We start from the raw sequence: 22,412 nt of genomic DNA on the forward strand, positions 1-22,412 counted from the left end.
CAGCCATATTATTAAAAACTCACTATTTATCATGGGTATAACGACAATGCGCTATTATTTTGACAATTTGGTTTGACAATCTGGAATTACAAAAACTATAGTATCACCTACAAACTAATGTTCACTTTATAACCAAAGTACAATTTTAAGTCGTTATTGGGGGTTGTATGCAATACATTAAATCTGGATTATATGCGTTAATTGCGATTATTTTTACATGGCAAACTCAAGCACTAGAGATCGTGCGCCACAATAAAATTGACTCAGCCAAAGAATCGTATCAACTCGGTGTATTAAAATTAGCGCTCAGTTACGCAGCACAACCTTACGAATTTCAAGAACGTTCAAATTACCTAACCCAAACTAAATTACTAAATGAATTAGACGCAAACCGTGTTGATGTGGCTTGGGTTGGCACGTCTAAAGCATACGAAGAACGCTTTTTACCCGTACGCGTACCACTATTTAAAGGACTATTAGGCCATCGCATTTTTTTAATTCGTGAAGGTGAGCAGCAAAAATTTGATGGCATTACGGAATTAACTCAATTAGAAGGATTGAAAGCGGGGCAAGGTGCCAGCTGGTCAGACACAAAAATACTGAAAAATGCCGGTTTATCAGTCGTAACCACTGCTAAATACCAAAATTTATTCCACATGTTAGACGGTAGTCGGTTTGATTACTTTCCCCGTAGTGTTTATTCACCTTGGGCAGAAATGGAGAAGCACCCCGATTTGCCGTTTGAGGTAGAAAAACAACTCATGGTTGTATATCCATTGCCGGCCTATATTTTCGTCAACCGCGACAACTTAGCCTTACATAAAGCCATCGTTGACGGTTTATATAAAGCCATTGAAGATGGCAGCTTCGACAAATACTTTTTCAATCACCAAATGATCAAGCAGGGATTAGAGCGTAGCGATATTAAAAACCGCCGCGTATTCGAATTAATCAACCCTGAACTCAGTGAAGACACACCGTTAGACGATAAACGCTTATGGTTTAACGTAAAGTCTTATGACGCTTGAAAGAGCAAGGATAAATCCAACTCTATTTCTGAATAAGCGTCACCGGATACTGACTTTAGACTTGCATGGAAGCAGCTTTTATCGCATTATCAAAGCGTTAACAAAATATTAATAACAGATAATGCAAGATCAGGGACTCGATAACAAACTCTACCGCGCCTTACCCGAAGGCGTCAGTATTAACCTCCAGCCGGCCGGATTAGCGGTTCGCACCAGCGCTTACCTAGTTGATCTATTAATACGAACGCTAGTGCTTGGCTTATTAGGTATTGCGTTAAGTTTAATGGGCGATGCCGGTATTGGCCTCTTTTTAGTGAGTTATTTCATTATCACTTGGGGTTACTACATTTTTTTTGAAAGCCGTAACGGTCAAACGCCAGGTAAAAAACGCTATAAACTGCGAGTCGTTCAGGATAATGGCTTACCGGCACATTTTAGCCACATAGTCACGCGCAGCTTACTCAGAACCGCCGATAGTTTCCCATTTGCTTACGTGGTTGGCATTATCACTCTCTTATGTTCTAAAGAATTTAAAAGAGTCGGCGATTGGGCTGCTGGCACGCTGGTTGTATATGATGAGGTACAAATAATACCGCCAATCAACGATGGAGGCCAAGCAAAGAGCCCACCATTCACGCTATCAACAATCGAACAATTAGCCATTGTTGATTTTGCCCAACGCTCTGAAAGCTTATCAGAAGCTCGGCAAGTCGAATTAGCTAGCTTACTTAGCCCGTTATTAAAAGAACAACAAAGTCCAAATGAAGAGTTAAAATCCTACGCTCGTTACTATTCAGGCCAAGAGACATCTGGTCAAGAAGCACAGACAGGAAGTAAAGCATGAAGCAAAATCAATTTGTGCGAATAAATAACTCGCGATGGCAAGCATTTGAGCAAGCTTGTAACCAAGGCGACACAACAACATTAACCATAGATTTTCCTGAGCAGTACCGCCGCATTTGCCACGATTTGGCCATAGCTAAAACTCGGCACTACACCCCTGCATTAATGCAGAAACTAAACAACTTAGTGCAACAAGGTCAAACACACTTATATCGCGGCAATAGCATGAGCTTTAAAGAAATCATCAATATATTTACTCGTGATTTTCCTGCCGCACTCTACCAATGTCGCTATTACGTTTGGGGCTCTTTTTTGGCCTTTTATGGCTTAGCCGTTATTGCTTACATTTGGGTTGCCCTATCCCCCGATGCCATCTACTACTTTTTAGATCCGCAAAGTGTTAATGATTTAGAAGACATGTATAACCCGTCTGGCAATGTACAATCACAAGCTAGAGGGGCTGATTCTGATATTCTCATGTTTGGTTTTTACATATACAACAATATAGGTATCGCCTTTCAAATGATAGGCGGGGGTGCCCTATTAGGGGTTGGCGCACTCATCCCACTGTTATTTAATAGCTTTTACTTTGGTGCTGTGTCGGCACACATCGTCAATGTTGGCTACCAAGCACCTTTCTTTTCATTTGTGATCACCCATGGTTCATTTGAGCTCATGGCTATCGTGATCGCTGGAGCGGCCGGTTGTAAATTAGGCTTTAGTTTACTGCGCCCCAGTATATACGCCCGTAGCTACGCTTTAAAACTAGCCGGCAAACAAGTTTTACCCCTGATCATTGGTGCATTTGTTATGTTAGTACTCGCCGCATTTATTGAAGCATTCTGGTCACCAAGAGATATTCCCAATACGTTTAAATACTTAGTTGGTGGATTAGGTTGGGGGCTAGTCTTATATCGCCTATACAAAGGAACACGCTATGGAACTTAATAAATTAAGTTTTACAGCACGTCACCGCAGTCCTTGGCAGATATTTGATTTAACTCAGTTATTTGTAAAACAAAATTACTGGCCATTACTCAAAATTTACTTAAGTATGGTTGTGCCTTTTGCTGCACTTATATTCACGTTCACACCAATACAGTATGCTGGCATCATTGTTTGGTGGTTTAAACCTTTACTTGAACGCCCTTTGTTAGATTACTTAGCCAAACGCAGCTTTAGTTCAAACTGCACAACATGGCAAGCCATTAGTAGTCTGCGTAAACTACGCTTTAGTACCATTTTACTCATGCTGAGTTGGCATCGTTTTAGCCCTCATCGGGCGTATTTAGCCGCAGTCGATCAACTCGAACGACAATATGGTGCAAAAGCAACTAAACGCAAAAACTTACTAACAGCACGCTGCGATGCAAAACAAACTTGGTGGATGATTTTTTGCGTTCATATCGAGCTTGTTTTAGTGCTCGCTATGTTTGCGGCTATTTATTTTTTCTTACCGCAAGGTACCCACATAGACCAAGCTTTTTTAAGCGAAAGTTTTGAAAATGGCTTTATCGAAGAAGTGTATTTCTTTAATTATATAGTGGCAATCAGCTTGGTGGCGCCCTATTTTACCGCTGGTGGCTTTCTTATGTACTTAAATAGCCGTATTAAATTAGAAGCTTGGGATATCGAATTAGCCTTTAAACAGATCGTCAATAAGTTAAGTAGCAGCACACTTGCTATCTTCCTTTTGTTTAGCCTGTGGCTACCTACCGACTATGCTTTCGCTGAACAAACACAAACGCCTGCCGCCGTCGAACAAGCACAAGCCTCACGAGGCGAATTTTCAGATACATTACGCCAACAAGTTGCCAACTTATACCAAGAGCATGAACTGATTGAAAAGCAAATCACTTGGCAACCGGTTTCTGATGAACCTGAAGAATTCACTATGCCTGAATGGTTTGACACTATTATCGAATTCTTCAAAGCAGTCAGCGCAATAAGCCCTTATATCGGCTACATCATGTGGATTATCGTATTGCTTTTAGTGGCTTGGATTATCTGGATAGCTTTTAATCACAAATTACCTTGGATCATGAAAGACCCACAAACCATAAAAAAACCAACCAATCAACTCAATGAATTACCCAGTTTTTTTAGTGAATTAAAACTCGATGATTGGCCAGACGATTTAATAACGGCTAGCCAAAAAGCCATGCAAGACGATAATTTACGACTCGCCCTAGCTTATCTGTTAAGGCATGCTTTAATTTGTGCCGATCAGTTTTACGCGATTAAACTGAGCAAGTCGATGACCGAAAACGAATGCCAACAGGCATTACTTGCAACGTTACCAACGCGTTTTCATGCGGTTTATCGGGCGTTATTCCAATATTGGATCCAATTGGCTTGGGCTCATCGCCCAACAGAAAAAAAGGATATTCAACAGCTACTGAGTCAAATTGCACAACTACAATGGGAAGAAAGCCATGAAGTCGCGTAATTTTGCCTTAGCAGCACTCATTTTTTTGTGCCTCAGCTTAGTCATCGCTCTGCTGGTATTCATCGATTGGGAAAAAAAAGAAATTGAGCTGGGGTTAAACCGCGACGCCGCGCAAAATCCCATGCTAGCGGCTGAACTATTGCTCAAAAAGTACGATAAAACCATCACGCGTCTCAGTGAATCTCAGCAGTTTTTACTAAATAAACAAATAACCCTGAGTACATCGTCAAGCTTAATCCTAGACGAAGCGGCACTGGTAGAACACCCATTTATCAAACCTGCGCTTTCCAAGTGGGTACAAGCGGGTGGGCATCTTATCTACGTCGTTTCTTCACGACGAGAGCAGCTCACTTTAGGTGATAATCCGTTTATCGAAACCGCTGAGATAACACTTCACGAACATGAGTTCGGCTGGCAACGTCAAAACGTATTGGCCGAGCCTGAAGCTAATCTCCACTTACCATATAAAGAGTCCAGTTTAGCTTTATATTTACCTTACAGTTACTACTTTTCTAACTGTGCTGGCAGCGCACATACCTTACTACCAACCCCAGACAAAACAGCGCTCGAGCAACAGGACGAACAAAAAAAATCGGCGCCAAACGAAGATACAGCGCCGGCAGCTCAGCTAATTTGTGAAATAGGCTATGACGACGGCTATGTCACCTTTTTACCCAGTATAGATATCATTTCAAACCACGGCTTACGCCATCTCGATCATGGCGCGTTTTTACTTTGGCTTATCGGCGATAATTCGCATTTATTCTATTTACCGAGTTTACAATCGCCCAACTGGTTAGTGTCTTTATGGAATTGGTCTTGGCAGGTTGTGGTTATGTTTTTATTATTGTCGGCCAGTTGCTTATGGTATTTAGCCATGCGACTAGGGCCTGCCAAGGTGCCAAATCAAGAACAAAAAGTCCCTTTCAGTCGCCATGTGCGAGCCACTGGCCAATTTATGCAAGCGCAAGGGCATGATGAACAATTAAAACAAGCCTTGCTTCAGGATATTGAAACGTTAGTTGAGCGTCGCCAACCTAACTTTAAACATCTGGCAAGACCAGAACAAGCTCGCGTTTTAAGCCAAATTACAGGCAACGACCGCGATACCCTTTTACAACTATTAAACGACCCGTTGCCGGAAGAAGCCAGCGCCAGAACGAAAACGGTTAACCTATTTAAGCAATTAAGGAAAGCAATATGACCACTGATGCAAGCCATGTAGCCGATACCACGGCCGATACTGTAACCGACCCAAGCACAATGACATTGCAACAGGCTTTTGAAGCAGTTAATCATATTAAAACCAATATTAGTCAGGTTCTCGTCGGCCAAGATCTCGTCATAGAGAATGTATTAACCACCTTATTTGCAGGTGGCCATGTATTGTTAGAAGGTGTGCCTGGACTCGGCAAGACCTTGTTAGTACGCGCACTGGCGCAAAGTGTTCAAGTCGATTTCGCCCGCGTACAGTTCACCCCAGACTTAATGCCATCAGATGTACTAGGCCACAGCTTGTACGACATGAAAGCTGGGCAATTTACCACCAAACGCGGCCCTGCTTTTACCAATATTTTGTTGGCCGACGAAATCAACCGCGCGCCTGCCAAAACCCAATCGGCGCTACTCGAAGTCATGCAAGAACAACAAATAACCATAGATGGCACCAGCACAGCGCTTGCCTCACCTTTTATGGTTTTAGCCACGCAAAACCCGCTCGATCAAGAAGGCACTTACCCGCTACCCGAAGCCGAGCTTGATCGCTTTATGATGAAAATTGAGCTGCAATATCCGGATGAAGCCGCTGAAATTGCCCTGCTAAAACTGAATACAGAAATTAAAAGCAATGAGCAAAATGTCGAAACATTAGCCAGTGTTATCAATGCGGACAAAATAGCGCAAATTAAAAATCTCGCCACTGCAACTATTGTCGATGAAAAAATCTTTCAATATGCAGTCGATATCGCTAGGCAAACTCGTACTTGGCATGGTGTACTGCACGGCGCTGGGGTGCGAGCTAGCATTAACTTACTTAAAGCCGCAAAAGTGAATGCATTGATGAATGGCCGTGATTTTGTCACGCCTGATGACGTAAAAATCGTCGCGCCTAATATTTTACGCCACCGCTTGGTATTATCCGCTGAGCTCGAGCTAGAAGGCGTTAGCCAAGCACAAGTCATAACCGAAATTTTAGCTAGCATTGAAGCACCAAGAATATGATGCGTATTGCCTTTCGACCCACTAGAAAAAGCATAATTTTTCTAGCGGGCCTTTTGCTTTTGACTTTGTTACTAAAAGTAACAGCCAATGGTCACGACCAGCCCATGATTTTTGCTTATTTGGGTGCCGTGATCCTCGCTATTATAGGTTTAGTTGATTGGCTACGCTCAAACTCAACCCCGACGATTGAAGTCGAGCGACAGTTGCCAAACAATATCAGCTTTAATCGCTGGCAAAACGTTGATCTACATTTTCGTAATAACTCAACTCAACCTTACGTTTTCACGTTCTCAGAACATACGCCTAATGAATTTGAAACTGAACTCATTAGCGAAAACATAGCGTTATCAGCCAACCAACAAGCCAATAAACGTTATCGTATTAAACCGACTAAACGCGGTAATTATCAAATTACCAGTATTGAACTTTGTATTAATTCTCCCTGGCGTTTTTGGCAACAATATTGGCTTATTGAGCTAAACAGCAATATTAAGGTGTACCCTGATTTTAACCGCCTTAATCAAGGTCAAAACTTGAATGGCGTTAGCACGCAAATGATGACGGGATTAAAGCTGCAGAAGAAACGTGGCGAAGGAATAGAGTTCCATCAATTACGTGACTTTAGGCAAGGCGATAGTGTTAGACAAATAGACTGGCAAGCCACCAGTAAACGGCAAAAGCTGATCTCAAAAGAATATCAGGAAGAACAAAACCAACATGTCATCGTTATGCTAGATGCTGGGCAACGCATGAATATAGAAACCCATGTTGGCACTCACTTTGACGCCGCGCTCAATGCCCTACTCATGCTCAGCCACACGGTATTAAAACAAGGTGACTGGTTTAGCATGCAAAGCTTTGGTCAACACGAGCGTTGGCTAGCTGGAGTTAAAGGCGCACAAAATGTATCACGCGTGATGAACCATTTTTATGATCTGTACCCAGATGAAAGCGCTAGCGACTACAGCCAAGCCGTGCAGAATTTGCTAACCAAGCGCAGTAAACGCGCGCTGATCTTGCTCGTGACGACAATCAATGATCAAGATTTAAATGAGCTTCTACCGGCTATTAAGCGACTACAACAACACCACCTAGTCGCACTCATTAATATCGAAAATCAAGGCTTAAAAGAAGCATTAGCCGAGCCGATAACTGATGCCAGTGATGCCAACAGCTATTGCGCCGCGATAGCATTACATAATCAGTATCAGCTAAATTTAAAACGTTTACGCAAAGAAAACGTGATCTGTGTCGACACCAAACCAGAGCTGCTATTACCCTATGTAGTCAATACCTATTTAAACGTAAAACATTCAGGCTTGTTATAGCGATATTACATCGACACGCCTTGCGTTCGCCGAAACAAATTCGGCTCTCTCCCTACTGCGCAAAATAGCTCATTTAATCTTGCGCTTTTGGAGAGAAAGGTTTGCAGGCTCTGCAAGCATAAATGCTCGCCCAGTGTGTTACGAGTTACCAACAGTACAAGGAAGGCTGGAAGGTAACGCAACTATATAAAACATGATGGTTTGGCCCATCCCATCGGCATTCAGGTGCAGGTGGAAACCACCTTATGCGGCATTGGTTAAGAGTCACTGTCGTGAGCGATAAGGGAAAGGCAAACACAATGATTTGTCAGGTGTGAGTTAAAGAGACGAACAGCGTAGGTGTCGAAATATTTAACCGTTGCATCCCGAAACCAAGCTACTGGGTGGAGTTTGGGAAGAGCTTAGAGGCAACCTGATTACCAACTAAGCGGGAGCCGGCAAAGAGCTGACGTGAATTTAACTCGGGGTTTTATATGGAACGTAAGAACCAGTCGTTTTGATGTTAACAGATATCCTCGAATGGAAACCCCATGAGAGCCAAGTCTGAATGCAAAGCACTGGGGCGGAGCAATTCGTAGTAGTGATGATGATAGCTGTAATGGTTATCTAGCGAAGGGATTGCCTCGTTTTAAATGAAACTTTCATCAACTGCTGCAGCAGGAGGAATGATTGAATTCAGCAAAACCATTTAGTATTTCGAAATGGACAGTTTATGAAGCCTGGTTACGTGTAAGAGCCAACGGTGGAGCGGCAGGAATTGATGAGCAATCGATGAGTGATTTTGAACAGGACTTGAAGAAGAACCTGTACAAGATATGGAATCGAATGTCATCGGGCAGCTATTTTCCACCGACGGTGAAGCGTGTCGAAATCCCTAAGGATAAGGGCGTTCGAGTACTAGGCATACCCACGGTATCAGACCGAGTTGCACAGATGGTCGTCAAGATGGAGTTGGAGCCTGAATTAGAATCGGTATTCGATAATGATTCTTATGGTTACAGACCTAATCGCAGTGCACATGATGCATTAGCGATAACGCGCCAGCGGTGTTGGCGATACGACTGGGTGATTGATTTAGATATCAAAGGCTTCTTTGATAACTTGGACTGGGTGTTATTGGGCAAAGCGTTACGCAAACATACCAATAACCCATGGGTATTACTCTATATCGAACGTTGGCTTAAAGCGCCAATGGAAACCTCGGATGGTCAGATAATAGAGCGAACGAAAGGAACACCACAAGGAGGCGTGATAAGCCCATTGCTAGCCAATTTGTTTTTACACTACGCATTCGACAAATGGTTGCGAAGAGAACATCCACATGTTCAATTTGCACGCTATGCGGATGATGCAGTGGTTCACTGTCGTAGTGAGCAAGAAGCAAAGGCGTTAAAGCAAGCTATTGAGCAACGCATGTTAGATTGTTGTCTAGAATGTCATCCAGAGAAAACTAAACTGGTTTACTGCTTTGATGAAGGTAGACAAGAAGCACATGAAGTCATTAGCTTTGATTTTCTTAGTTACTGTTTCAGGCCAAGGTTAGTAAGGAATCGGTGGGGTCGCATGTTTGTTGGCTTTACACCTGCTATTAGCCCTAAAGCGAAACAGAAAATTAGAGAGAAAGTTAAAGCGCTCAAGCTACATAAGCAAACGGGGTTAACGATACAAGAGTTGGCGTATAAGCTTAATCCGATGATAAGCGGGTGGATAAATTACTTCAGTCGGTTTTGGAAAACAGCATTAAGGCCACTTATGTCTTGGATAAACCTTAAATTGTTGAAATGGGCGAAGAAGAAATACAAACGGCTGAAATTCAGTTACCAAAGAGCAAGAAAATGGATGCAAAGGGTGTGTAATACACAACCGTATCTATTTTCTCATTGGCAATTTGGTTGCAGGCCGTAAATGGTGAAACGAGAGGAGCCGTATGAATTGAGAGGTTCACGTACGGATCTGTGAGAGGCTGAGGGGGAAGCTCCCTCGGCCTACTCGACCAAAAAATTGATTCTTTAAAACGGCGGTTTTCCACAAAAACCGGTAGATTCATTAACCTCAACTCTGATTAAGCATGGCGAAGATATAAAACGAGCGATGGCTTATTAATTTCACTGCGTTGAAGAAAACAGACAACAAACACAAAAAAAGCCGCAAGTGCGGCTTTTATAGTCAAAGCGATCAGGTTTTAGGGGAAGCCGTCAAGCTTCGAATCCCCATGAGCATATGCTCTATTATGTGATTGGGGTGAGTAAGCGCTGACAATGAACCATAAGGCCTGAGCGAGAAGACTATAGTTATCATGTTAAAGCATAAAAACCGTATAACAGCTTAAGCTTGATCTGCTGGCTGTAACAAATCAATCGCTTGGTTAGTTTTGTACTGGAAGTAGATAGCACTAAAGAAGAAAGTTAACACGCCACCTAATTTAACCGGCTCGCTAGCACTTTTGTTAATCACTTCTTGCAGAGCAGCACGCATTGAAAAAACAGCAATAATATAAAAGACAAATCCGATTAGCGATAATACCCCTGACGCAATAGCTAGTTCGGTATTTTCATCAAAAATACCTAAAATGTTGGCCAGAACTGACAACACAATATAAGCGTAAAGCGCATTCATTTTAACTTTTGCTTCTTGGGCAAATTCATTCATTTGAATGCCACGAGAATACAGCCAGTATAAATAGTAAATACCCAAGGTAATTATTGATAGAAAGAACACTCCCCATGCTGAAAAGCGTTTAAATTCAAGAATATCCTGAGCTCCAGAGCCAGATTGTAAATCAGCTTTTGGCGCTTCAAACGCATTTTCAACTACATCATTAGCCTGAGACATTTTTGTTTCCTTTTTGTTAATTAAATATTCCGAGCGGCTTGATAATAGCAAAAAACATGGGAAAAAAAAGCACAAATTTAAGTCGCTAATTGCTTATAATTCACTCTTCAATATTGCGTCCGTAAAATATCTCCTGTCGTTCTCGTTTCAGGAGTTTTTTCACGCTTTCTGCTTCTTTGTTGTCTAAGATATTAGCTGAGCGATCCTTGCTAAAGTTAAATCGATTCATTGGCGTTTCGTTCTGATTTTTCATCAGTTTGGTGTGAAATAAGTTTTCTTGAAACACATTCACATCTAGCATTTGATACTGTTGATGTATATCTTCTGTCAGGAAGTTTTGAATAGAATGAATGTCATGATCGATATAGTGCTTTTTACCGTCAATATCACGAGTAAAGCCACGCACTCGATAATCTAGGGTCACTACATCTGCGTCAAAACTATGGATCAAAAAGTTTAACGCTTTTAAAGGTGAAATAAGGCCACAAGTAGACACTTCAATGTCAGCCCTAAAGGTGTTAATACCATTAGTCGGGTGACTTTCTGGGTAGGTATGCACACATATATGGCTTTTATCCAAATGTGACACAACAGAGGTAGGAATAGGCCCTGGACGCGCTTGGGTATCTAGCTCAAGGTCGGCGGTGGCTTTTTCCTCTATTAACGCTGTAACACTGGCACCTTGGGGTTCATAGTCTTGCAATGCGATATTCAATACATTTGCACCAATCACCTCAACAACCTTGCGCAATACTTGGGTCAATTGCTGGGCATTATATTTACGATTAATAAAAGCCTGATAAGCTTGTTGTTGCTGCGCGCAATTAGTCCAACAAATTTCGTAAATAGAACAACTTAAGCTTTTAGTTAAGTTATTAAAACCATTCAGTTTAATTTTGGGATTAGAACCATTCAAAAATTAAGTCCAAAAGCGAATTAATGTAAAACAATGCCAGTTTATAAAAACAGGCATTGTTTTAATAAGCGTTAGAGCGGTGAAAGGATGTCGTTAGTCGACAAAAACGGAATCAAATAAGTTTTTGATTAATCCGGAATACTCAACAATAAACTCTTCTTGTTGAGCTGTGGCTTTTTGCTCAAGGCGGCGCGACAAAAACTCTTCTAAATCAGTGACGATCGCATCGACTTCACGTACCACATCCATTCGCGTATCTTGATCAAGCGATTCATGTTGCGCAAAAAAGCTAATCATCTTTTCTGCAATGTGTTCTTCAATCAAATCACGTAAAGACTTGTCTAACGACGGGTGGTTAGACTCGTTAAACATGTCGAGATTTTCAGTAAAATAAGAAATTAATTCAATATATGCTTGAGACTCTGTAACCATAGCAATTGTTACCTTAAATACCGCTGGTAATTCTCCTCACCTACTTGTAAGTCACATAACGATAAGCAAACCATAGTTCAAAATCGTTAAATGCACAAAGCTAGTACTGTTTCTACTGGTCATTTCTTTCTTGAAAAGGTACGAGTAGAACCTTAAATCAAAAGCTTTATAGTCTTCTCGCTCAGGTCTTATGGTTCATTGTCAGCGCTTACTCTCGACTTTGGCTCCTGCGTCGTCCTAATACCTAAATCCCTTTAGGCAGCCCCAATCACATAGTAGAGCATATGCTCATGGGGTCTCGAAGCTTGACGGCTTCCCCTAAAACCTGATCGCTTTGACTATATTTATAACCATTTGCCAAAATCTAGGTTCGATTTTACAACGAAAAACCTTGTGTTTGCCGCAGTGAATTCGGCCCGACAAACGATCTAAACCGTAAGTGAAATTATTTTTGCTAGTATGGCGCGTAAGTGAATGACGATCAATGTTGGTGATTATATTTTAATTAACAGTTTTATTACACAAAGTTAAAAAACTGTGGCGGATTCTACGAATAAAGGTTTTGGCATAACAACTAGTTAAACGTTAATCCGGGCGATAAAGTGCTCGGTAATACGACTTGTTTGGCCTCCACGGATGCTACCGGATATGCGCAATAATCAGCCGCATAATACGCACTGGGGTTATGGTTGCCGCTCAACCCCACGCCACCAAATGGAGCACTGCCACTGGCACCAGTAATAGCCCGATTCCAATTGACAATTCCAGCACGGATCAAAGCATAAAATTGTTGCCATTTATCTGGATTATCACTCAACAAACCAGCAGACAGACCGTATTGACTGTCGTTGGCCAGTTCAATTGCTTGGTCAAAATCTTGGTAGCGAGTAATTTGCAATAGCGGGCCAAATATCTCTTTGTCTTCTAACTCACTGACCTCAGTCACATCCAGTATGGCCGGTGAAAGCAATCCACTACCGGCTTTTAATAATCGGCCAGCCAAAAGCGTGTTAGCCCCTTTCGCCTGTAACATTTGCTGAGCGCTTAATACCTGCTGCGCCGCTTGGTGGTTAATTAACGAACCCATAAATGGCTGGGGCTCAACATCATACTCATTCACGCTTATAGCTTGGCTCACCTCCACTAACCGCGCAATGATGTCGTCACCTTGTAGCCCTTGCGGAACATACAAACGCCTAGCACAGGTACAGCGCTGCCCAGAGGTAATAAACGCCGACTGAATAATAGCATGCACCGCGGCATCCACATTAGCCACTTGCTCGACCACTAAGGGATTGTTTCCTCCCATTTCCAGTGCCAATACTTTTTGTGGTTGGCCAGCAAATTGTTGATGTAACAAGCAGCCAACTTGCGAGCTGCCAGTAAATAATAAACCATCAATAGATTTATGCTGACTCAGGTATTGGGCACAATCTAATTGCCCTTGAAGCAAATTAATAACCCCATTTGGCAACCCAACCTGCTGCCATATTTTAAGCATTAATTGGGCAGTGTTTGGCGTCAGTTCACTCGGTTTGAACACAACCGTGTTGCCTGCCAATATGGCAGGTACAATATGGCCATTAGGTAAATGTCCGGGAAAATTATAAGGACCAAACACAGCTAACACGCCATGAGGTTTGTGCCGAGTAAACGCTGTAGCACCGGGCATTTCGGCTTCGGTTACGCCCGTTCGTTGCAGGTAAGATTTTATTGACAATGCAATTTTACCCACCATTGCCGCCACCTCGGTTGCAGCTTCCCATAAAGGTTTTCCGGTATCTTGGGCGATGGCAGCGGTTAACATAGCTTTGTTAGCGGTAAGTGCCTCGGCATAGGCTTTAAGCAAATCTTGCCTGTGCGCCAAAGGCGTTTGCGCCCAACGAGTAAAGGCTTGCCTCGCACTAGAAATTGCTAAATCAATTTGCTGATGACTGGCTGCGTTTCCTGTCCAATATATTTGATTTTTGGCACCATCAATCGCATTGAACAACTCGCCTGAGCCTTGTGTCCACTCACCATTAATAAAAAGTTGGCCTTTGATCACAGTCATACTCCACCTCGCTCAACACTAACTCACTAGTAAATCACTGGTAACTCACTGTTAACTCATTTATTAGGCAATGGTTAACACTCTGACACTATCATCAGGTTTAACTAACAAATAATCAGCTTGTGCCGCACTTAGCCGTATTTTTTGACTGACGCTATCAACCTCAGACTCAACAACTAAAGCTCGAAAATCACTAAACTTAGTGTTGCATACTAAAATGACCTTGTTAGATTGCGGCTCAGCTATTTCTACACTCAATTTACGCGATTGTTTAATGCTATTAATATTTTCCAGCTCGTTTTCAACCGTAGGGCCGCCATCAAAAATATCGACATAACCACGCCATCGAAAACCTTCTTTTTCGAGCAAGGCTAGCGCTGGCTGGGTTTTGTCATGCACCTTGCCTATTACAGCCTGTGCGTCTGCAGATAACAGATTGACGTATATCGGATATTTTGGCATGAGCTCAGAAATAAACTCTTTTTGACCGATACCCGATAAGTAATCAGCGGTCGGAAAATCTAGAGTAAAAAAGTGCTTCTCAAGCCACTGCCAAAAAGGTGATTGCCCCTTGTCGTCTGAAACGCCGCGCATTTCTGCAAACACGCGCTGGGCAAAACCTTGCCTATGTTCAGCCATAAACAAAAAACGCACTTTAGACAATAACTTGCCCGCATAAGCTTTGCGGTAATCCGCTAATAAAAATAAGGTACAGATCTCTGTTTGACCTGTGTAATCATTGCATAAGGTCAACAACTCGACTTCGTTATAAACCTTCAAGCGCCGTGATGCATGCACCACCTTACTAAGATGATAATGGTAAAAAGAATCGGCTAAGCCCACCGCCCCTTCAATACCGGAAATCCCCACCACTTTTTGGCTTTGGGTGTCTTCTAATACAAATAGATAACTGGAGTCAGTTGCTTGACTAGGAATAGTTTGAAAAGCCGCTACTGAACGAGCTATTTTTTGTTGCAGTAGCGCTTCATTGACAGGTAAAGAGGTAAAGCCGTGCCCCGATTCAACCGCTAATCCATGCAAAGCTGGATAATCCGTAATTGATATTGGCCGCACGACTAGCATAACTACACGTTTTTAATCCTCTTTTTGCGCATTATTAGCATTCACTACACTCGCGACTGCTTTAGCAAATCTATCTAAGCCCAGTTGTAGCTCTTCATCACTGATCACGAGTGCTGGCGCAAAACGCAAAACATTTGCACCGGCGACTAATATCATTAAACCTTGCTCAACTGCAGCAGCAATAAAGTCACGCGCTTTGCCATGATAGTCTGGGGTGAGTTCCATGCCTAGCAATAACCCTTTACCTCTAACTTCGGTAAAAATACCAAATTCATCATTTATTTTAGCCAGTGCATCGCGGATCACTTGCTCCCGCTTAGCCACGCCCGCTAATACGGGTTCAGTGCTTATAACATCAAATGCCGCTTCTGCTACCGCACAAGCTAACGGGTTACCACCATAGGTGCTACCATGCGTACCAAAGGCCAAATGCTTACCCACTTCTGTTGTGGTTAACATGGCACCAATCGGAATACCGCCACCTAAACCTTTAGCCGAAGTTAAAATATCAGGTGTAACACCATAATGCTCATAGGCATATAACGCCCCTGTTCTGCCGGCACCGGTTTGCACTTCATCAAACACCAATAAGGCATTATGTTTATCACACAAAGCACGCACACCTGACAAAAACGCTTTAGTCGCCGGTGTTACGCCACCTTCCCCTTGAATAGGTTCGACAACAACCGCACAGGTTTTATCTGACATAATCGCTTCTAGCGCAGCTAAATCGTTGAAATCAACATGATCAATGGCACCAGGTTTTGGCCCAAAACCATCTGAATACGCCGCTTGCCCACCCACAGTAACCGTAAAAAACGTTCTACCGTGGAAACCTTGGTTAAACGCAATAATTTGATTTTTATCGGCGCCGTGTTCGTCTAACGCCCAGCGTCTCGCTAACTTTAACGCCGCTTCGTTTGCCTCTGCTCCTGAGTTACAAAAGTAAACTTTTTCAGCGAATGTCTTTTCTGTTAATTTTTTAGCTAATCTTAACGCTGGCTCATTTGTCCAAATATTACTGACATGCCAAAGCGTATCCGCTTGCGATTTCACCGCATCGACAATAGCTGGGTGGCAATGTCCTAAACAATTAACCGCGATACCGCCCGCAAAGTCGATATACTCTCGGCCTTCTTGGTCCCATACTCGTGAGCCTTGGCCTTTAACAGGCACAATTGCGGCTGGGGCATAATTAGGGATCATTACTTCATCAAACGTGGCCCGAGTGACTTGCATCTTAGATATTCTCCATTCGTTTTAATTCTAAATACCTGTCTACAGGTATGTCGTCGTTATCGCCCCCAAACACAATTCGCTTTGGGGTTAAATTGATTATGCGAAATGAAATAGGATTTGGGTAGCCAGCAGGTTAAAATAATTACAGAAAATTGAGACTATTTGCATATAAACACCATTAAAATGAATATATATGCTAAATAAGAGAATAAAATTGCATTATTATTGAATAAACTCAGCTAAATAGCGATCAACGGGTGTAAATCTGTCAATAAATGTTTACAGCACATATTTAAGTGGCATCCACAAACAAGCCACAACTTAATAAATAACAGTACATTTCACCGCTTAGCTAGATTAAACTTAGCGCCACAAAATAATGCTAACAACTATCAGGATTGCCCCATGCTTGTTTCTGCTCAAGCCGCCACTATGCTGGCCTTGCAAGATAAAATGAACGCCAAAGTAAACCCAGATTGGATCGCCGTTCGCTCACCTTTTTTACGTGCTGTTGTCATTGAAGGCAGCGAAGCCATTGAACACCACGGCTGGAAATGGTGGAAAAAACAAGATTGTGATCTTGAGCAATTACAAATGGAACTAGTCGATATTTGGCATTTTGTGTTATCTGCCATTTTAATTAAACACCAAGGTGATCAAGCTAAGGCACAACAAGAAGTCTTTGCCGAGCTAGACCAAACTTCATTAACCTTTGACGGTAACGAATTTGAATTTAGCCAATTATCTTTATTAGATAAGCTTGAATTAATGATAGGGCTGGCTGCTGCTAAGCGTTATTCAGTGTCTTTGTTTTCTGCTTTATTGACCGATTGCCAAATGAGTTGGGATGATTTGTACGCGCAATACGTCAGCAAAAACGTGCTGAACTTTTTCCGCCAAGATCATGGCTATAAAGAAGGCACTTACATTAAAGAATGGAGTGGTCGCGAAGACAACGAACACTTAGTCGAAATTATGACTAAGTTGGACGTTAAGTCTGATTCTTATCAAGATGATTTATATAGTGAATTAAATAAGCGTTATCAGTTACTTAATGTAACTTAAAAACGTTGAACTGTTGCGCCTATAAACATCGCATAATCGTAGGGCAGATTTTATCTCAGCAACCATGTGTTAGCCGAAATAAATCCGGCCCTACAATATGATATTCTCGCTCAGGCTATTCGCCAACCCACTGTTCAGCTTTATAATGCGCCCTTTCTTCACCAGCTAATTTCTCGGTTAAATAAGGCATTAAGCCTTGTAACTCGTCCATCAGTGTCCATGGTGGATTAATCACTATCATGCCTGCGGCTGTCATACCTATGGCATCTGAATCTGGCGCGATACCTATCTCAAAATTTTGAATATTTTTAATACCTGACGCAACCAATGCTTTTTGCATTTTCTCAATACGATAACGCTGTACAACTGGGTACCAAATTGCATAAGTCCCCGTCGCAAATTTCTTATGCGCCTTTAATACAAAATCAATGACGTTTTGATAATCCTGCTTAATTTCATAAGGTGGATCGATCATCACCAAGCCACGTTTTTGCTTAGGCGGTAATAAACCTAAGGCGTGTTTAAAACAGTCTTTAAATTGCAAATGCACTTGCGGGTTGCGCCCAACAAACTCACTTAGCAAACCTGAATCTGTCGGGTGGATCTCATGTAAAAAAACCTGATCAGCCCTTATATTATGCTCCTGTATAGCCTGAATGCTAAACCAAGGTGAACCTGGATATTGCGTCAAAGACTCAGTGGGATTAAAAGACTGTATTTTTTGTATATAACGCGCCAATAGCGGGTATTTTTCAATCTCGGCAATCGTGTCTTTGTGCCAAAATCGGCCAATACCATCAACATATTCTAATGTTTTTTGCGCATGCTCTTCAGTTAAGCGATATGCACCTGCCCCAGCATGGGTATCAACCACACAGTATGGTTTAGCTTTTTTATTAAGGTGGTCAAGAATGGCAATCTGCACTATGTGTTTTAGCACATCAGCGTAATTACCCGCGTGAAATGAGTGACGATAACTTAGCATTTAAAAACTCAATACAAAAGAATACAAGATGCAAGATGGTTGGTTAATAATTAATGATGAGTACTAGACCACTAACCCATTAATCAGCACTGGCTTGTGCCAATGCGGGTAACTTTCCAACTGTGCCCATAGCTTCTTTAATTAATAGCTGTTTTAGTGGGTTGAAAGTATCTGCTGTTTGCAATGCCAAACCACGCAGTAACTTAATCGGTGCAAACGAAGTCGTGAAACCACGATGGAAGGTTTCCATTGCCGCAATGCGATCAAAGGCTTCCGATTTACGCCATCTTAAGGTTTTGCTTAACTCAGTATGATCAAAACCTTGCTCAATAACGCATTCACTAACGGCTAAAGCATCCATTAAACCTAAGTTAGCACCTTGCCCAGCCAATGGATGAATGGTGTGAGCGGCATCGCCAATCAACACAACATTATCTTTAATAAAATCTCGGCTATAGCGCATGCGTAAAGGAAAGGCTTGACGCTCAGACACCAACTCGATCTGCCCGAGTACACTGTCAGATACCGCCGTTAAACGTTTAGCAAATTCGCAGGTATTTAACGCCATTAACTCTCGACTCGCCGACGTTTGCTGTGAGTAGACAATAGAGCATAAGTGATCATCATACAGCGGCAATAACGCCAAAGGACCATTAGCGGTAAAGGCTTGGCGAGCAATTTTGTCATGAGCTTTTTCTGTTTTAATCGTGGCGACAATCGCTTGCTGGTCATAGTCGTTGTGAACCAGTGGCATATTCATTAGCTTGCGCACCTGTGAGTTAGCGCCATCAGCCGCAATAACCAAGCGAGCTTGCATAATAGTGCCATTATCTAGCACAACTATACTGCTATCCGCTTCACTATTAATTTGGCTTACACTCGCATTAATACAAGTTACTTTATTGCTAGCTTGCAACGCTTGCCAAAGGGCTAAGGTCACTACGTCGTTTTCAATGATGCAGCCTAAATTATCGGCTTGAACATCTTGGCAATGAAACTGTACACGACCAATGTTATCTTTGTCCCAAACATCCATGCCTTGATAGGCACAAAAACGCTGCTGCTGAATATAAGGCCAAACACCCAGTTGTTTAAAGGCGTTAATACTGGCTTGATTGATCGCACTGACACGATTATTGGCAGGTAAGGCATCGGCTGCCAAAGTATAGTGCTGAGCTTGGCTTGGTTCCGGTAAAGTAGGCGCCACTAAGCTTACAGTGTACGAGCTATCCGCTAAGGCAAGAGCTGTTGTTAACCCCATCATACCTGAGCCAACAACCAGAATATCGGTTTTGTTGATCACGCTTTTAATCCCATGGCATGTTGTGCCAACTTATTTTTTAACGGGGTCACTCTGTCCATTAGCCAAAGTCCTTTATTGCGCACACCGCTAAATACAAAATCATCATTAGAAAATACCCGCACCAACACATCGGTCGCGGTTGCCACTTTTTCAGTGTCCAACTTACGTTGCTGACAATAATCACTCCAAGTGCGATAGCAGCCAAGATCTTGCTTGGTATCTAACGCACGCGCCAGAGCGATACACATTTGCTCAATATCGCGAATACCCAAATTGAGCCCTTGACCCGCAATAGGATGAATAAGATGAGCTGAGTTGGCGATTAACAAACAGCGATGTTGATAAACTTGCTCGGCAATCAATCGCGTTAACGGATAAGCACTTCGAGCACTCACCTGATAGATTTTACCCGCGCGCCAGCCAAACGCTTGCTGCAAGGCTTGGGCAAACTCGGTATCAGATAACGCCATTAACTCTTGTGTACGACTAGCATGCTGACACCAGACTAAGCCATATTGTGCAAACTGAGAGTCTTGGCTATACGGCATGGGCAACATAGCTAACGGGCCTTGTGACGTGAAACGCTCAAACGCCGTTACCCGAGTTGCTTTGGACGAAGATGAATGATCAGCTAACTGGGTTAAGACATTGCAACTGATCGCAACTTGACCGTATTGCGTCGCCGTTTGTGCAATATTAAGCTGTTGTCGAACCCGACTTTTAGCCCCGTCAGCACCGACAAGCAGCTTTGCTTGCAAGGTTTTACCGCTAGTAAGGGTAAGGTCAACATGATCTTGATGTTGCTTTAATGTTTGCAACTCATCCGGACAAAACACATCCAGACGATACGCTGGTTTTGCCGCAGCAAGATGATGCAATTTTTGCGACAAGGCGTCGCCAAGCGTATGTGCATGCACAACATAACCCAATGCCGGCACTTGCTGTTGCTCGGCTGTCATTTGGCAATAGCCTAAATGATGACTATCAGAAACCTCAATAACTTGAATATCACCGGCTAATTCGCTTAATGCTGGCCACAGTTGCCAGCGCTTGAGTAATTGAACCGACCCTTGAGATAAAGCCAACGCCCGACCATCAAAACTAGAATGATCAACACTTTTGGCCAACTGTGGTTCAATCACTGCAATCGATATTGCATCGCCAAACGTATGGCATAACGCCAAAGCCAATGTGGCACCCGACAGTCCACCGCCAACAATGACAATATCGTAATTAAGCTCAGTGGCTGTTTGAGTCATTATAGTAATTGCTCGTTATATTTTTGTTGTTTACGTCAGTGACTATGTAGCCAACGGGGGCTATTGGGCCATAATCCTTTGTATTTCATCAATGGTTTTAGGAGCATCACAGGTTAGGTTTTCATAACCTTGCTCAGTTATTACTACGTTGTCTTCAATACGAATGCCAATACCTTGCCATTTAGGGTCAACTTCAGCACCTTTAGCAATATAAATACCCGGTTCCACCGTTAATACCATACCCGGTAACAAAGGCCGATCTTGATCATCTAATTTGTATTCACCAACATCATGCACATCTAAACCCAACCAATGACTAAGGCCATGCATAAAAAACTGTCGATAGGTTTTTTGCTCGATAACTTGGCTTAATGTGCCACTTAAAATACCTAAGTCGATTAAACCCTGGGCAATAACTTCTATCGCTTTATCTGTTGCTTGCTTAATGGTATTGCCTGGTTTAATTAATCGCATCGATTCGGTTTGTGCATCTAAAACCAATTGATATAACAAAGCTTGCGGCTCAGTAAATTGACCATTAACAGGAAATGTACGTGTAATATCAGCCGCGTAGCCTTGCAATTCGCCACCCGCATCTATCAGTAACAAGTCGCCATTTTGCAGTTCGTCTTGATTTTCGGTGTAATGCAAAATATTAGCGTTATCACCGCCTGCCACTATGCTGCCATAGGCTGGAGAACGCGCGCCTTGCATAGCAAATTCATGATGCAGTTCAGCTTCAACTTGAAACTCAAATTTGCCAGGCTCAACAAATTGCATGGCGCGAATATGCGCTTGCGCGCTAATTTGCGCAGCTTGACGCATAATGGCAATTTCTTGTTCTGATTTAATCAAACGCATTTCATGCAATATGGAGCGTAAATCTTTTAACTCATTCGGCGCTTTACGTACCTTACCTTGGCTGCGCAAGCGATTAAGAACAGATTGCACTTTCACATCGGCAAATTCGTGTTCCCCAAAGGGCCAATACACGCAGGTCTTTTTATCCAGTAATTCCAATAATTGATTATCAAGCTCACTCACAGCAAAAGCATTATCCAAGGCAAACTTTTGTTTGGCTGCCTCAGCCCCTAAACGCCGCCCTTGCCATATTTCAGCCATTTTATCTTTAGCTCGACAAAATAAGATATGCTGCGACATGCCCTGACTGTCTTTAGTTAAAACTAGCCAAGAATCTGGCTCATTAAACCCCGTTAAATACCAAAAATCACTGTCTTGTCGGAATAAAAATTCGGTATCACGACTGCGCCGAACTTCGACATTAGATGGGATAATGGCCACACTATTGGTCACCATTTGCGTCAACACTTGTTGACGGCGAGACTGAAAAACTGAATTAGCTAGCATATTATTCAA

The 22,412-nt window shown here is 42.5% G+C and carries 19 protein-coding genes; 9 read left to right on the forward strand and 10 right to left on the reverse strand.

The genetic code is table 11. From position 1 onward, the window contains the following. The first annotated feature begins 167 nt into the window (after positions 1 to 167). From C2869_RS19040 to ltrA, 8 genes are all read left to right on the forward strand, one after another. Positions 168 to 1,028 carry a type 2 periplasmic-binding domain-containing protein gene (locus C2869_RS19040; protein WP_108604431.1) on the forward strand — a complete coding sequence of 287 codons (861 nt, stop codon included), beginning with the start codon at positions 168 to 170 and terminating at the stop codon, positions 1,026 to 1,028. A gap of 121 nt (positions 1,029 to 1,149) precedes the next feature. After that, entirely contained in the window at positions 1,150 to 1,872 is a 723-nt protein-coding gene (locus C2869_RS19045) for an RDD family protein (RefSeq protein WP_108604432.1), read from the forward strand. Then, a complete protein-coding gene (locus C2869_RS19050; RefSeq protein ID WP_108604433.1) occupies positions 1,869 to 2,819 on the forward strand; it encodes a stage II sporulation protein M in 951 nt (316 codons plus the stop codon). The genes C2869_RS19045 and C2869_RS19050 overlap by 4 nt, the downstream gene beginning before the upstream one ends. Then, a complete protein-coding gene (locus tag C2869_RS19055; protein WP_108604434.1) occupies positions 2,809 to 4,320 on the forward strand; it encodes a hypothetical protein in 1,512 nt (503 codons plus the stop codon). Before C2869_RS19050 ends, C2869_RS19055 begins: the two co-directional genes overlap by 11 nt. Further along, positions 4,307 to 5,524 (forward strand): DUF4350 domain-containing protein, encoded by a 1,218-nt coding sequence (locus tag C2869_RS19060; RefSeq protein ID WP_108604435.1) that lies wholly within the window; start codon positions 4,307 to 4,309, stop codon positions 5,522 to 5,524. Before C2869_RS19055 ends, C2869_RS19060 begins: the two co-directional genes overlap by 14 nt. Beyond that, entirely contained in the window at positions 5,521 to 6,540 is a 1,020-nt protein-coding gene (locus C2869_RS19065; protein ID WP_108604436.1) for an AAA family ATPase, read from the forward strand. The genes C2869_RS19060 and C2869_RS19065 overlap by 4 nt, the downstream gene beginning before the upstream one ends. Before the next feature lie 59 nt (positions 6,541 to 6,599). Next, complete coding sequence (locus C2869_RS19070) at positions 6,600 to 7,868, forward strand: DUF58 domain-containing protein (RefSeq protein WP_159084240.1); 1,269 nt, start codon at positions 6,600 to 6,602, stop codon at positions 7,866 to 7,868. Positions 7,869 to 8,537: 669 nt separating this feature from the next. Next, positions 8,538 to 9,773 carry a group II intron reverse transcriptase/maturase gene (ltrA, locus tag C2869_RS19075; RefSeq protein WP_108601131.1) on the forward strand — a complete coding sequence of 412 codons (1,236 nt, stop codon included), beginning with the start codon at positions 8,538 to 8,540 and terminating at the stop codon, positions 9,771 to 9,773. Positions 9,774 to 10,193: 420 nt separating this feature from the next. Here the strand turns inward: ltrA and C2869_RS19080 are convergent, their stop codons facing one another. The 6 genes from C2869_RS19080 to C2869_RS19105 form a co-directional block, all read right to left on the reverse strand. After that, on the reverse strand, positions 10,194 to 10,700 hold the full coding sequence (locus tag C2869_RS19080; protein WP_108604438.1) for a DUF4234 domain-containing protein: 507 nt from the start codon (positions 10,698 to 10,700) through the stop codon (positions 10,194 to 10,196). A 100-nt stretch (positions 10,701 to 10,800) separates the two neighbouring features. After that, complete coding sequence (gene speD / locus C2869_RS19085) at positions 10,801 to 11,616, reverse strand: adenosylmethionine decarboxylase (protein WP_108604439.1); 816 nt, start codon at positions 11,614 to 11,616, stop codon at positions 10,801 to 10,803. 93 nt (positions 11,617 to 11,709) lie between these two features. Further along, a complete protein-coding gene (locus C2869_RS19090) occupies positions 11,710 to 12,048 on the reverse strand; it encodes a DUF3802 family protein (protein ID WP_108604440.1) in 339 nt (112 codons plus the stop codon). A gap of 574 nt (positions 12,049 to 12,622) precedes the next feature. Then, positions 12,623 to 14,101, reverse strand: coding sequence for a succinylglutamate-semialdehyde dehydrogenase (astD, locus tag C2869_RS19095; protein ID WP_108604441.1), 1,479 nt, complete (start codon positions 14,099 to 14,101; stop codon positions 12,623 to 12,625). A 63-nt stretch (positions 14,102 to 14,164) separates the two neighbouring features. Beyond that, positions 14,165 to 15,184, reverse strand: a complete 1,020-nt coding sequence (gene astA, locus C2869_RS19100; RefSeq protein WP_108604442.1) for an arginine N-succinyltransferase — start codon at positions 15,182 to 15,184, stop codon at positions 14,165 to 14,167. A gap of 12 nt (positions 15,185 to 15,196) precedes the next feature. After that, positions 15,197 to 16,423: an aspartate aminotransferase family protein gene (locus C2869_RS19105; protein WP_108604443.1), complete on the reverse strand. Its 1,227-nt coding sequence runs from the start codon at positions 16,421 to 16,423 to the stop codon at positions 15,197 to 15,199. Positions 16,424 to 16,828: 405 nt separating this feature from the next. Here C2869_RS19105 and C2869_RS19110 point away from each other — a divergent pair, with 405 nt between their 5' ends. Then, a complete protein-coding gene (locus C2869_RS19110) occupies positions 16,829 to 17,488 on the forward strand; it encodes a dUTP diphosphatase (protein WP_108604444.1) in 660 nt (219 codons plus the stop codon). Between the two features lie 115 nt (positions 17,489 to 17,603). Here the strand turns inward: C2869_RS19110 and C2869_RS19115 are convergent, their stop codons facing one another. From C2869_RS19115 to pepP, 4 genes are all read right to left on the reverse strand, one after another. Beyond that, positions 17,604 to 18,473, reverse strand: coding sequence for a 23S rRNA (adenine(2030)-N(6))-methyltransferase RlmJ (locus C2869_RS19115; protein WP_108604445.1), 870 nt, complete (start codon positions 18,471 to 18,473; stop codon positions 17,604 to 17,606). Between the two features lie 79 nt (positions 18,474 to 18,552). Continuing rightward, positions 18,553 to 19,776 (reverse strand): UbiH/UbiF/VisC/COQ6 family ubiquinone biosynthesis hydroxylase, encoded by a 1,224-nt coding sequence (locus tag C2869_RS19120; RefSeq protein WP_108604446.1) that lies wholly within the window; start codon positions 19,774 to 19,776, stop codon positions 18,553 to 18,555. Then, positions 19,773 to 21,035, reverse strand: a complete 1,263-nt coding sequence (gene ubiH / locus C2869_RS19125; protein WP_108604447.1) for a 2-octaprenyl-6-methoxyphenyl hydroxylase — start codon at positions 21,033 to 21,035, stop codon at positions 19,773 to 19,775. Before ubiH ends, C2869_RS19120 begins: the two co-directional genes overlap by 4 nt. A 60-nt stretch (positions 21,036 to 21,095) precedes the next feature. Next, positions 21,096 to 22,403, reverse strand: a complete 1,308-nt coding sequence (gene pepP, locus C2869_RS19130) for a Xaa-Pro aminopeptidase (RefSeq protein WP_108604448.1) — start codon at positions 22,401 to 22,403, stop codon at positions 21,096 to 21,098. Between the last annotated feature and the right edge of the window lie 9 nt (positions 22,404 to 22,412).

It is taken from the genome of Saccharobesus litoralis (assembly GCF_003063625.1).
Lineage (GTDB): Bacteria > Pseudomonadota > Gammaproteobacteria > Enterobacterales > Alteromonadaceae > Saccharobesus > Saccharobesus litoralis.

What these genes read in the sequence shown, in the direction of transcription:
- C2869_RS19040 (WP_108604431.1), top strand. Translation starts at nt 168, where the DNA reads ATGCAATACATTAAATCTGGATTATATGCGTTAATTGCGATTATTTTT.
- C2869_RS19045 (WP_108604432.1), top strand. Translation starts at nt 1,150, where the DNA reads ATGCAAGATCAGGGACTCGATAACAAACTCTACCGCGCCTTACCCGAA.
- C2869_RS19050 (WP_108604433.1), top strand. Translation starts at nt 1,869, where the DNA reads ATGAAGCAAAATCAATTTGTGCGAATAAATAACTCGCGATGGCAAGCA.
- C2869_RS19055 (WP_108604434.1), top strand. Translation starts at nt 2,809, where the DNA reads ATGGAACTTAATAAATTAAGTTTTACAGCACGTCACCGCAGTCCTTGG.
- C2869_RS19060 (WP_108604435.1), top strand. Translation starts at nt 4,307, where the DNA reads ATGAAGTCGCGTAATTTTGCCTTAGCAGCACTCATTTTTTTGTGCCTC.
- C2869_RS19065 (WP_108604436.1), top strand. Translation starts at nt 5,521, where the DNA reads ATGACCACTGATGCAAGCCATGTAGCCGATACCACGGCCGATACTGTA.
- C2869_RS19080 (WP_108604438.1), bottom strand. Translation starts at nt 10,700, where the DNA reads ATGTCTCAGGCTAATGATGTAGTTGAAAATGCGTTTGAAGCGCCAAAA.
- C2869_RS19090 (WP_108604440.1), bottom strand. Translation starts at nt 12,048, where the DNA reads ATGGTTACAGAGTCTCAAGCATATATTGAATTAATTTCTTATTTTACT.
- astD (WP_108604441.1), bottom strand. Translation starts at nt 14,101, where the DNA reads ATGACTGTGATCAAAGGCCAACTTTTTATTAATGGTGAGTGGACACAA.
- astA (WP_108604442.1), bottom strand. Translation starts at nt 15,184, where the DNA reads ATGCTAGTCGTGCGGCCAATATCAATTACGGATTATCCAGCTTTGCAT.
- C2869_RS19105 (WP_108604443.1), bottom strand. Translation starts at nt 16,423, where the DNA reads ATGCAAGTCACTCGGGCCACGTTTGATGAAGTAATGATCCCTAATTAT.
- C2869_RS19110 (WP_108604444.1), top strand. Translation starts at nt 16,829, where the DNA reads ATGCTTGTTTCTGCTCAAGCCGCCACTATGCTGGCCTTGCAAGATAAA.
- C2869_RS19115 (WP_108604445.1), bottom strand. Translation starts at nt 18,473, where the DNA reads ATGCTAAGTTATCGTCACTCATTTCACGCGGGTAATTACGCTGATGTG.
- ubiH (WP_108604447.1), bottom strand. Translation starts at nt 21,035, where the DNA reads ATGACTCAAACAGCCACTGAGCTTAATTACGATATTGTCATTGTTGGC.
- pepP (WP_108604448.1), bottom strand. Translation starts at nt 22,403, where the DNA reads ATGCTAGCTAATTCAGTTTTTCAGTCTCGCCGTCAACAAGTGTTGACG.